General features: G+C 53.8%; 8 protein-coding genes. All 8 read left to right on the top strand.

The features are described 5' to 3' along the window. Nucleotides 1-85: 85 nt before the first annotated feature. The 8 genes from I8J30_RS11960 (at nucleotide 86) to I8J30_RS11925 (ending at nucleotide 12,322) form a co-directional block, all read left to right on the top strand. Nucleotides 86-1,630, top strand: a complete 1,545-nt coding sequence (locus tag I8J30_RS11960) for a putative amidoligase domain-containing protein (protein ID WP_210658456.1) — start codon at nucleotides 86-88, stop codon at nucleotides 1,628-1,630. A gap of 212 nt (nucleotides 1,631-1,842) precedes the next feature. Then, nucleotides 1,843-2,040 (top strand): hypothetical protein, encoded by a 198-nt coding sequence (locus I8J30_RS11955; protein ID WP_210658454.1) that lies wholly within the window; start codon nucleotides 1,843-1,845, stop codon nucleotides 2,038-2,040. 473 nt (nucleotides 2,041-2,513) lie between these two features. Further along, nucleotides 2,514-5,246 (top strand): DNA mismatch repair protein MutS, encoded by a 2,733-nt coding sequence (mutS, locus tag I8J30_RS11950; protein ID WP_210658452.1) that lies wholly within the window; start codon nucleotides 2,514-2,516, stop codon nucleotides 5,244-5,246. 24 nt (nucleotides 5,247-5,270) lie between these two features. After that, nucleotides 5,271-7,484, top strand: coding sequence for a DNA mismatch repair endonuclease MutL (gene mutL, locus I8J30_RS11945; protein WP_210658450.1), 2,214 nt, complete (start codon nucleotides 5,271-5,273; stop codon nucleotides 7,482-7,484). Continuing rightward, complete coding sequence (locus I8J30_RS11940; protein ID WP_210658447.1) at nucleotides 7,481-8,251, top strand: class I SAM-dependent methyltransferase; 771 nt, start codon at nucleotides 7,481-7,483, stop codon at nucleotides 8,249-8,251. The genes mutL and I8J30_RS11940 overlap by 4 nt, the downstream gene beginning before the upstream one ends. Next, nucleotides 8,248-9,261, top strand: a complete 1,014-nt coding sequence (miaA, locus tag I8J30_RS11935) for a tRNA (adenosine(37)-N6)-dimethylallyltransferase MiaA (protein ID WP_210658446.1) — start codon at nucleotides 8,248-8,250, stop codon at nucleotides 9,259-9,261. Before I8J30_RS11940 ends, miaA begins: the two co-directional genes overlap by 4 nt. Further along, a complete protein-coding gene (gene hfq / locus I8J30_RS11930) occupies nucleotides 9,258-9,497 on the top strand; it encodes an RNA chaperone Hfq (RefSeq protein WP_090635997.1) in 240 nt (79 codons plus the stop codon). Before miaA ends, hfq begins: the two co-directional genes overlap by 4 nt. Before the next feature lie 224 nt (nucleotides 9,498-9,721). Beyond that, nucleotides 9,722-12,322, top strand: a complete 2,601-nt coding sequence (locus I8J30_RS11925; protein WP_210658444.1) for a PBP1A family penicillin-binding protein — start codon at nucleotides 9,722-9,724, stop codon at nucleotides 12,320-12,322. Nucleotides 12,323-12,403: the final 81 nt, after the last annotated feature.

Genomic DNA, 12,403 nt, shown 5'->3' with positions numbered 1-12,403 from the left:
TTCGAGGGCGAGAGCCCTCTTTTTTTTCGATAATTATGGGAATACGTTTGTTCGTTGTTAATGAGAGCGATCGGAGTTGGCGGCGATGGCTGGCAGGGTATGGTTGAGCAGTGGAGCAGAATTCGTCCCTTTCGGCGGCAACGCGGAAAGGGCAGGCTGGGAAGGCGGCCCGGACGCTGAGGATGCCGTCCTTATGGGGCGAAGCGGGATGGGCTTGGCTGCCGGTTGGCGTGAATTGTCCAAGCAGCCGCTCGTCATTAATGCCGGCGCTGCTGCATTCTCGTTATGGGACGAGGAGGAGGTTCGCAGACGGCTCGTTCGTTCAGGCACCGCAGCGTGGCGAGAGGAGCAGGGAGTGAATCGGGTCGCGAGTTATGAGGTCTCATTATTTCAACTGCTCCCGATCGCGGTGGAACGGAAGAGAAAACGAATAAGCAGCCATTCTGAATTGCTGCTGGGAGAAGTGAGTAAGGAGGTTCTAGCGGAGGACGCGCGTTACAAACCTTTCGTCCGCTTAGCGGCTAGGGCGCTCTATGCTTGCGGACTAGATAACGGCATCGTCGAGCTTGCAGAGGGGGAGCAGGGGCGGTGCTTTGTCGCGCGCATCACGCTTCCTTCGTTGGCCGACTATCGGCAAGGGTACTGGAAGGAAGCGGTGCTGCGGTTAGAGGATGAACTGGGGGCGGGATGTAGAGAGGGACGGCGAGAACGGGAACGAGAACGAGGGCAAGAGCAAGAGCAAGAGCAAGAGCAAGGGCAAGAGCGGGAACGGGAACGAGTGTTCACGACTTCGTCTTCAATTCTGATTGGCGCGGATCCTGAATTTCTGCTGCTTGATGGGGAGGGCAGAGTGGTATCGGCTGCCCGCTATCTGGAAGGCGGGCATGGCGCCGGCTGCGATGCCGTTGTGGTGCGAGGGCAGATTCGGTACCCGATCGCCGAGCTTCGGCCGGCACCGGCTGCAACGCCGGATGAACTTGCGCGTAACATCCGCAAGCTGCTGCAGCAAGCCGCGCAGCGAATTCCGAGCGAACCGCCGCTGCGCTGGGCGGCAGGTGGGATGCCTGCCGCAGGGTTTGCGTTAGGCGGACACATCCACCTAAGCGGTGTTTCCTTGACGGGAAGGCTGCTGCGACTGTTGGATAGCTATATCGCGTTCCCGCTAGCGATGATCGAGTCCTCGGCGGAACAGTCGCGCCGTCCGAAATATGGCTTTCTGGGCGATTTCCGACTTCAGCCGCATGGCGGATTCGAGTATCGCACGCTGCCGAGCTGGCTTGTTTCGCCGCTTGCTGCGAAGGCAGCCTTTGCCCTGGCGCTGCTTTGCGCGCGTGAAACAAACACGTTCAGCTACTGTCCGGCGGAAGAGGAGCGGTATGTTGCCGCTTATTACGCTGGCGACAGCGAGGTGCTGCGCGGCTGTATGGATCTGTTAGTCTCGTCGATGGCGTCGACGAGTTCCTATCGAGAACTGGCGCAGTGGATCGAACCGCTGTTCATAGCGATTCGCGAGGGGAAGAAGTGGGACACGGAGGCAGATTTGCGCACGAAGTGGCGTATACCCGCGGGGAGTGGGGAGGGCAGAGCTCCAGCTAATCATGCGAACCGCTCGGTGCGAGCGCTTGAGTAATGTGATGACATAGATGTGTGGCTCTGGGAGCTACACAATCCCGCGAAAAGCGTGCCAGCGGAAGATGTGTAACCCTCAGGGCAACACAATGGTGGGAAATAGACTAGTTAAAAAGATAAGTTATTTCTAGGGCAACACACTTTGATGGGAGAGCGTCGAAATGAGCTAGAGTAGCTTCAAAGTATATGAAGCGCATCAAGAGGTCTACATAGATGGCAATGGCAGCGAAATTCGTGCAAGAAGCGCATCTGGAGGTCTACTTGGAAGCTAAAGTCGCGATCCAGGTGGAAGAAGCACATCAAGAGGTCTACATGGTAACCTATCCAGCAGAAACCTGCCCAAAGAGAGTAGTTTTCAGATCGGTACATATGGTGGGGAAGCGATCAATGAAGCAAGTACGGCATAGTTAGTTGAAGTACAGGCTTTGGTGTAACTTTTGGCAAGTGTGAGAGTTAACGTTCTCCTTTTCATGTGCTGCTGTGGTGGGGGGATTTGCATCTACAAAGAGAGGTACGTAGTACCGCTCATGAGATGCAGATGGAGAAATGAGGTCAAAGAGAGGTACGTAGTACCGCTCATGGGATGCAGATGGAGAAATGAGGGCAAAGAGAGGTACGTAGTACCGCTCCACTGCCCAGCCGAACAGTCTGGCGGATTACCAGCAGCGCATGTTTAGCTCTGAGAGCAACACAATCCTGCGAAAGGCGCACCACCGGCGCAAGTGTAGCTCAGCGAGCAACATAATCCGCGAATAGAGCGCCGGCGGCGAGCCATAATGTGAAGAGTAGACTAAGGCGCTCCAACCGGAGCGCTTTTTCTGTTATAATGAAGGTCTGTTTGTTCATAGAACGCAAATATACGAAATTCACATAGGAGGGGCCGCATGATTGCATATACCCCGATGATTCAGCAATATTTGGGCATTAAGGAAGGCGCGAAGGACGCGATTCTGTTTTTCCGTCTGGGCGATTTTTATGAAATGTTTTTTGACGATGCGATCAACGCGTCCAGAGAGCTGGAGATCACCCTTACCGGCCGTGAGGGCGGTGGCGACAAGAAAATTCCGATGTGCGGCGTACCTTATCATTCCGCTGAAGGCTACATAGCACGCTTGATTGAGAAGGGCTTCAAAGTTGCGATCTGCGAGCAGGTGGAAGATCCATCCGCTGCCAAAGGCGTAGTGCGCCGGGAGATCATCCGCGTCGTAACCCCGGGTACCGTAATGGAATCGAAATCGCTCGCGGATAAAGCGAACAATTTCATCGTAGCGGTCGCAGAGCATGGCGGCGCATTCGGCGTTGCAGCATGTGATTTAACAACCGGTGAACTCTATGTTACATCGTTCTCAGCTGCACAAGAAGCGTTGACGGATGAAGTAAACGTCTATCATCCTTCCGAGATTGTCGGCGACGCGGGAGCGATGGAGCAGCTTCGCTCGGCAGCGGCGGTTTGGAACCGTCCGGTCCTCTTCACGGAGAGAACGCCAATGGATCCGGAGCGGCTCGCACAGCAATTCAGTCAATTGACGCTAGATTCGCTTGCACCTGCCAGACACCGCGCTGTCAGCTTGTTGACCGGTTATCTGGACGAGACGCAGAAGCGCTCGCTGGGCCATGTAAGACGAATATCGGTCTATGAGCCGAATCAATATATGATTCTTGATCCGTTTACGAGACGCAACCTAGAGTTAGTCGAAACGGTACGCGATCGTAACAAGAAAGGTTCGCTGCTATGGCTGCTGGATCGGACGCGCACCTCGATGGGAGCAAGGCTGCTGAGAAGGTGGATCGACAAGCCGCTTCTGTCGAAGGCGGCGATTGATGAGCGGCTTGAAGCGGTAGACAGGCTGTATGGCAATTTTATTTTGCGTGATGAGCTGCGCCGTGAACTGAATGAAATCTACGATCTGGAGCGACTAGTCGGGCGGGTAGCATACGGAAGCGCGAACGGCAGGGATTTGAATGCACTGAAGTCATCCCTGCAGCATGTGCCTGCCATTGCAGCGCTCTGTGCCGAGTCGGACTCTGAGACTTTGCGCAAGCTGGTAAAGGACGTCGATCACTGCGCTGACCTGGCCGAGATGATCGAGACGGTCATCGTGGAAGAGCCGCCGGTTTCCGTGCGTGAAGGCGGATTGATCCGTGCCGGATATGACCGTTATTTGGACGAGCTTCGAGAAGCGAGCGTGAACGGCAAGAAGTGGCTTGCAGAGCTGGAACGCAGAGAGCGCGAGGCGACCGGCATCAAGTCGCTGAAGATCGGCTACAACAAAGTGTTCGGCTACTATTTGGAAGTGTCCAAAGCGAACATTGGCAGCCTTCCGGAAGGCCGTTATGAACGCAAACAGACGTTAACGAACGCAGAACGTTATGTAACACCGGAGCTGAAGGAGAAAGAAACGTTAATCCTCGAAGCAGAAGATAAAATGGTCGACCTTGAGTATGCCAAGTTTGTTGAGCTTCGTGATCATCTGAGCGCTCATCTGCACCGGCTTCAGAAGCTTGCCGAAGTGCTGGCTGCCCTGGACGTGTTCCAATCCCTTGCTACCGTCAGCGGCGAGCAGCGTTATGTGAAGCCGAAAGTGACGGAAGGGTACGATTTTGTCGTGCAGGAAGGTCGCCATCCCGTAGTCGAGGCCGTTATGGACGCATCATTCATTGCTAACGACACATCGCTTGCGAACGGTGCGGATAAAGCCTCCATGCTCCTCATTACCGGACCGAATATGGCGGGAAAAAGCACTTATATGCGCCAAGTTGCCTTGGTCAGCATCATGGCTCAAATCGGCAGCTTCGTACCGGCGAAGTTCGCCGAGGTTCCGCTCATTGACCGCATCTTCACGCGCATTGGCGCTGCCGACGATCTGATCGGCGGGCAAAGCACGTTCATGGTAGAGATGAAGGACATCCAAATCATGACGGAGAAAGCAACGGCTCAAAGTTTAGTGATTATCGATGAGCTGGGACGCGGCACATCGACGGGCGAGGGTATGGCGATTGCGCAGGCGGTTATTGAGTTTGTTCATCATGAAGTCGGCTGTAAAGCGCTTGTTTCGACGCATTTTCATGAATTGGCCCATCTGGGCGATACGCTTCCGCGGTTAGCGAATGCCTGCATGGCCGTTCAGGAAACCGGCGACAATGTCACCTTCCTGCGCAAGCTGGTTCCGGGCGCTGCCGGCAGCAGCTATGGGATTTACTGCGCACAGCTGGCCGGATTGCCCGGCAGCATCATTGAGCGCGCGTATTCGCTGCTAGAGCTGCACACGGATCATGAAAACCTAGCGGCTGCCGCCGCGGTTAAGCTTCCTTATGCCGCGGAAGCTGCCGCCGCTTATGCAGCGCCAACCGAAGAAGCAGCTAAGATTCCTGCAGCTGTGCAACCGCCTCGTATCGTTGAACCTGTACATGTTCCCGAACCAGCAGCAGCGACAGGTGTCGTTCAACTTTCTATTTTCGAAGAAGCAGCTCCAAGCACCGGCAAGCAACGGAAGGGGAATACCCGCGCAGAGCAGCTGGCCGAACAGCTTCGGAAGCTGGATCTGTTTAATTTAACGCCGATGCAGGCGATGCAATGGCTGAATGATATGAAGCTCAAGCTAAACGACGAGCAATGATAGCTGAGGAGGTGTATGGTCGAGATGAGCAAAATCCGCATCTTGGACGAGCAATTAGCCAACCAAATCGCCGCAGGCGAAGTGGTGGAGCGGCCATCGTCCGTAGTGAAGGAACTCGTAGAGAATGCGGTTGACGCAGGCAGCAGTGCCATCGATATCGTAATCGAAGAGGGCGGTCTGACCCTTGTGCGCGTAACGGACAACGGCTCCGGCATCGAGGGCGATGATATCGAGACGGCGTTCTACAGACATGCAACGAGTAAAATTTCGTCCAGCAAAGATTTGTTTCGTATCGCGAGCCTCGGCTTCCGCGGTGAGGCGCTTCCGAGTATTGCCGCTGTAGCCCGCGTAGAATGTGTGTCATCCCCGGAGAAAACCGGGCTTGGCCGGCGGCTTGTTATTGAAGGCGGTACGATTACTGCAAATGAAGAAGCCAATGCGCCGCAAGGGACGGATATTAGCGTGCGCGAGCTGTTTTATAATACACCTGCCAGGCTTAAGTATATGAAGACGATCCAAACGGAGATCGGTCATATTGCGGATTACGTCAACCGTCTGGCGCTGGCGCATCCCGGGATCGCTTTTACATTAAAGCATAACGGCGGTCTGCTGCTTCGCACATTAGGGAGCGGCGATCGTTTGCAAGCCTTTGCGGCGATTTATGGCACAGCGACGGCTAAGGCGATGCTGCCGGTTTCCGGCGAACATCCGGATTATGAGCTGCAAGGCTTTATTTCGAAACCCGAGCAGACGAGATCGAACCGCAATGGAATTACAATCGTCGTGAATGGCAGGTATATCCGGAGCTTCGTGATCAATCAGGCGATTATGCAAGCCTATCACACGCTGCTTCCGATTAATCGATTCCCTATGGTCGTGCTCGAGCTCGGCATGCATCCGAGCTTGCTGGACGTTAACGTGCATCCTTCCAAAATGGAGGTGCGCTTCAGCAAAGAAGCGGAATTGCGCGAGTTTATCGAGGAAGCTGTCAAACGCGCACTCGGCAAGCAGCGGCATATCCCTGGCCCGGCAGCGACTACAGAACGCTCGAAGCCGCTGTTCATTCAGGATCGTATCTCTTTCCATCAACCGGATGATACGTTCCCGAAGGCTGCGCCGTCAACAGCCCCGTCTGGCGGGCAAGCGTTATCTGCGGCAGAAATCGCTGCAGCTCTGGATATTGCGGAGGAAGCGATTGCGAGCAGCAATTCCGGCGTTCCCTCCGCTGCAGCACCGCAGCAACCGCAAGCAAAGCAGCCGTATCAGGCGACGACCTTGGGGGAAAAGCCGCAATCGATTGCCAGCAACAACAATGCTCAGTCTCGCAGTCAAGAGAGCCGCAGTTATACGCCGGATTGGCAAGCAGGAGTCAATCGAGCTGCCATTCCCAAAGATGCGACGGAACGACTCTACGCACCGCCAAGCACACAGGGGGCGATTGCGCGGGAATCCGAGCCGAACTACGCGCCGAATAACGTAGGAAGCCAACCGGATCAAGGCGCTAAGCCGGCTTCCACTGCCGGCAATGCACCGGAGTCTGCCCAAGCGTCTGATAGCCATGCGAGCAATTCAAATGATTTCACAAGCGCCCGAGCGGTTTCATCAAGCTACGCAGCCGTATCTCAACCGCCGCGTGATCCTGCAACGCCGGCGTTTCCCGAGCTGTACTGGATCGGGCAGCTGCATGGCACCTATATCATCGCGCAGAACGAAGAGGGACTCTTCTTGATCGACCAGCATGCGGCGCATGAACGTATCAATTATGAATATTTCTTCGAGAAATTCAGCAGACCGGAGCAGGCAAGTCAGCAGCTGCTAGTGCCGCTGACCATGGAATTTACGCAAGCGGAGGCGGCTGCCTTGAAGGGCAAGCTGCATTACATGCAGGCGGCCGGTGTCGAGCTCGAACCGTTCGGGGCGCATACCTTCTTAGTGCGCTCCTATCCGGAATGGCTCCCTGAAGGCGAAGAACACAATGTCATCGAAGAGATGGCCGAGTGGCTCATCAGTGAGCGAGGAGCAATCGATATCGGCAAAATGCGAGAGAAATCCGCCATCATGTGTTCCTGCAAAGCATCCATCAAAGCGAATGACAGATTGACGCGCGAAGAAGGCGAAGGACTGCTGCGCAGACTTGGAGCATGCATCCAGCCTTACACTTGCCCGCATGGCAGACCGATTGTGGTCCATATGACCACCTATCAGCTGGAGAAGATGTTTAAGCGGGTGATGTCATGATCGTCACTACGCCGCACAAGCCTACACCGGAGCAGGCTGCCTATGCTGCCGGGCTGGCAGAAGAGCTTGGAGGCCGATTTGTTCCTCGTAAACAAGACTCGCTCAGCCTGCTCAAAACGAAATACAACGACAATCGCCTGCTTGTTGCGGACGACCGAGGACTACGCTATTATGAGGAATCGGAGGAGCCGCTGTATTTTCATCCCAGCATGGCTTATGTGCGCGTGAAACGGATGCGCAAAGGCGAAGCCGATCCGCTTGTCTCGCTCACAGGCTGTCAGCCCGGCGATCATGTTATTGATTGCACGGCAGGCCTAGGCTCAGATGCGCTGGTTTTTGCTTTCGCAGTTGGGGAAGAAGGCCGCGTAACGGCGCTTGAAAGCGAAAGGATGCTGTATACCGTCGTTCGTGAAGGGCTGAAGACTTACGAGACCGAGCATGCAGACGTGAACGCGGCGCTGCGTCGAATTGAAATGCGTCATACGAACCATATCGACTATTTGTCCGCTTTGCCGGATAAAAGCGTGGATATCGTTTACTTCGATCCGATGTTCCGCAAGCCGATGCATGATTCATCTGCGTTACAGCCCTTGCGAGGACTCGCCAACAATGAGGCGCTTCAGGAAGAATCGGTTCGTCAGGCCACCCGTGTAGCCCGCAAAATGGTTGTCCTCAAGGAGCACCAAGGCAGCGATGAATTTCAGCGGCTTGGCTTCGAGCGGCGGCATATTAATAAAATAGCTTACGGAGTGATTCTGCCAACATGAGCTCAGCGACAACCCATACAGAGAGCAGCAAGCCGAAGCTGCTAGTGCTGATCGGCCCGACAGCGGTCGGCAAAACAAGATTAAGCCTGGAGCTCGCCAAAGCATGCAATGCCGAAATCATTTCCGGCGACTCCATTCAAGTTTATAAAGGCATGGACATCGGTACCGCCAAAATCAAACCGGAGGAGCGGGAAGGGATCCCGCATCATTTAATCGATATTTGCGATCCGACCCATTCCTTCTCGGTTGCTGAATTTCAAGAGCGCTGCGCGGTGCTTATTCCGGAGATTGAGAGCCGGGGCAAGCTGCCTTTTATCGTAGGCGGTACCGGACTATATGTGGAATCGGTCGCCTATGGTTATGATTTTGCCGAAGTGGGCTCTGATGATGCTTATCGGGAAGAGCAGCGCCTCTATGCATTGGCGCATGGCGCAGAAGCGCTTCATGAAAGGCTTCGCGCCGTAGATTCGGAGGCGGCCGATCGGCTGCATCCGAACGACCAGCGCCGCGTCATTCGCGCGTTGGAAGTGCATCACTTGACAGGTTCGACGGTTTCGCAGCAGCTAGAAGGACAGAAAAAGACTTCGCCGTTCGAACTCTGTATTGTCGGTCTCACAATGGACCGCGCGAAGCTGTATGAACGGATCAACGAGCGAGTTGATGCCATGATGGATGAAGGACTTGTCGACGAGGTTAAGAGGCTGCTTGCTGACGGTGTTCCGGCGAATGCGGTGTCGATGCACGGACTTGGCTACAAGGAAATCGTCCTTTATTTAGAAGGTCATCTCACGCTCGAAGAAGCTGTTGAACTGCTTAAACGCGATACCAGGCGGTTTGCCAAAAGACAGCTGTCTTGGTTCCGCCATATGAGCGATATCCATTGGATTGACACGGATGAAAATTTTCACAAGAATTTGCAAGCAATTTATGGTATAATAGCAGGAAAGTTTAAGATCGATATTGAATATACTTTTAACCAACCTTTTGACGATGGGGGTAACGCGCAATGAACAAATCAATCAACATTCAGGATACATTTCTGAATCAACTCCGCAAAGACAGCGTGCCGGTAACCGTTTATTTGACAAACGGTTTTCAAATTCGCGGTGTCATCAAAGCATTCGACAACTTCACGATCGTCATTGACAGCGAAGGCCGTCAGCAAATGGTGTACAAGCATGCGATCTCGACTTTTACCCCGCAGCGCAATGTTTCGCTCATGCAGGTTCAAGACAACGAAGCGTAACTTCCGGAGCGCATGTTTTGAAACCTTTTCAGAACATGTAACGTTTAATTGGATAGCGGCACGACAGAGCAACCCTTGCGACGTGCAGGGTTGTTCTTTTTTTGATGGGCAGGAGTTCGCCGGATGAAGATGTTTCAAACCTCCTGTTGCCGTTTACTCATATAGGGTATAAATAGAGAGAGTGCACAATTTAGGAGTGACAGAACTGGAGGGGACCTGAGCTTATGGCTGATGGACCACGCAGCACGAGGAACAAGAAGGTAGAGAAAAAAAGCAAGAAAACCAACAAAAAACGTAAATGGGCCGTCTGGCTGTTTTTTACCGGGGCGGTTGCCATAGTATGCGGCATCATCGGTTATTTGTTGATTATTTTGAACGGCGAACGCATTCTGGCCGAGAATCAGGATAAATTCATATTGCCGGAATCTTCGACGATTTATGATGCGAAGGGCAAAGAAGTTACCAAGCTGTCTTCGGCTGGCGGAAACCGCGAAACGGTGGAGTTTGATGACATTCCGTTACTTATGCGCGAAGCCGTCATTGCGACAGAGGACCGCCGCTTCGAGGAACATTCCGGGATCGACCTTTATTCAATCGGAAGAGCGGTTGTAAAAGATATCGTGGCTCGCAGCGCAGTTGAGGGCGGCAGTACAATAACCCAGCAGCTCGCGAAGAATTTGTTCCTGACGCAGGACAAAACCTTCTTCCGTAAAGCAACGGAAGCTTCAATTGCCATTGCATTGGAGCATAAGAAAACCAAAGACGAGATCATTACGATGTATTTAAACCGGATTTACTTCGGTAAAGGTGCTTATGGGATTAAAGAAGCGGCGAGCTTTTACTTTGACACCGAGCTTAAAGATCTCAAGCTATGGCAAATGGCGACCTTAGCTGCCATTCCGAAGGCACCGGGCAATTATAACCCGATTAATAATCCGATTAATTCGCAAGAGCGACGCTCGGTCGTTCTGCAGCTCATGTTTGATCAGGGCTACATCACGCAGGCCGAGATGGATGAAGCCAAGGCTGTTGAATATAAGCGTCCGGAGAATCAAACGAACACGGCGGACGATTCCAATCTTACATTCATTGATTATGTCGTCGATGAAGCGGTGGAGAAGAGCGGTTTAACCGAGGAAGAACTGCGCGTCGGCGGTTACAAAATTTATACGACCTTGAATACGCAAGCGCAATCGGTCATGGCGCGCGAATTCGAAGATGACGACAACTTCGAGAAGAGTGTCGACGATAAGCAGGTTCAAGGCGCGATGATCATCGTCGACCACCGTAACGGCGAGATTCAAGGGATGGTCGGCGGCCGGGATTATGTGAACAAAGGCACGAACCGCGTTGTTGAACGTCGTCAACCGGGCTCGGCCTTTAAGCCAATTACCGTCTATGGACCGGCGGTGGAGAGCGGCGACTGGTATCCGTGGTCGATTCTGCAGGATGTGAAGACTTGCTACGGCTCGTACTGTCCGACCGATTCGAACAAAGTGAAATATATCGGTCCTGTCCCGATGAGGCAGTCGTTGAAAGAGTCTCGCAATGCTTCCGCTGTATGGTTGTTAAACGAGATCGGCGTGAAAACCGGTCTGAAATTCGCGGATAAAATGGGCTTCGAGCTGGACAGCTCCAGAGACCGCAACCTTGCGATCGGCCTCGGCGGTTTAACCAATGGTGTTACCCCGTTCGAAATGGCACGAGCATACAGCGCCTTCGCCAATGAAGGCAAATCGGTAGATCCGCACGCGTTGATCAAAATTACCGATAAGAACGAGGAAGTTCTATACCAGTACGATGCGCCTCAGCCTGAACAGCTGATGAGTCCGGAAACGGCTTACTATATGACCGATATGATGCAGGCAGTAACCGAGAAAGGCGGTACGGGTACGGCTGCTCGCATTGATCGCCCGGTAGCAGGCAAAACGGGTACGACGCAGCATGGTATTCCCGGCTTGAAAACAGGCTATAATCGCGATGCCTGGTTCGCCGGCTATACGGCTGAATGGACAGCGGTTGTTTGGATGGGCTATGATATTACGGACAAGAATCATATGATCAAGAAGAGCAGCGCGCAATCCGCCGCCATGTTCGGGAAAGTCATGAAAGATGCCATTAAAGGCGTGAAGAAAGGCAGTTTCGCGAAACCTTCCGATGTCCAGGAAGAGAAACCGCCGGTTGGCATTACGAACTTCAATGCGATCTATGATGAGGCAGCCGCATTTGTGAAGCTGTCATGGTCGCCGGTTGAAGGAGAAGGCGTTCAGTATCATGTGTATCGGAAGGAAGCAAGCGAGAAGGACTTTACGAAGCTGCTTGATTCCTTAGAGCCGGCTGTTGATGACATGACCGTTGCACCGGGGATGAGCTACACCTATTATGTAACGGCTTATGATGCGAACAAAGATATGGAAGGGACTCCTTCCGATCAATTGACCGTGGAGATTCCGGAAGCGGAGATTACACCGCCGCCAACGGAAGAGCCGGGTGGAGAAGTTCCGCCGGGAGACGGCAATGAAACGCCTCCTGGTGACGAAGAGCCCGGGGATGGCACAACGCCTCCGGGGGATGGGAATAACGGCGGAGAAACGCCGGGCAATGGCGGCGAAACACCGGGTAACGGTGGTGAAACGCCAGGCAACGGCGGCCAGCCGACCGATCCCGGCAGCGGGAATGGCAACAATCCGGGGAACGGTACAGGCGACTCCGGCAATACGCCGGGCGGCGACGGCTCCGTTCCCGCGGATGGCCAGCCTGATCCCGGAGCAGGGAATTCGAATGGGAACGGGGCGACCAACTCGCCCCCTCCCACAACGCCCTAATTGAACGAAAATGTAATTCGAAGTAAATCGAAGCTTTCGGTTTACGCTTTACGCTGACTACCATTACGCAACGCTTGGAGG

This window comes from Paenibacillus lignilyticus (genome assembly GCF_017942085.1).
In the GTDB taxonomy this organism is placed as follows: Bacteria; Bacillota; Bacilli; order Paenibacillales; family Paenibacillaceae; genus Paenibacillus_Z; species Paenibacillus_Z lignilyticus.
This window is presented reverse-complemented; position numbering and strand designations above follow the sequence as displayed.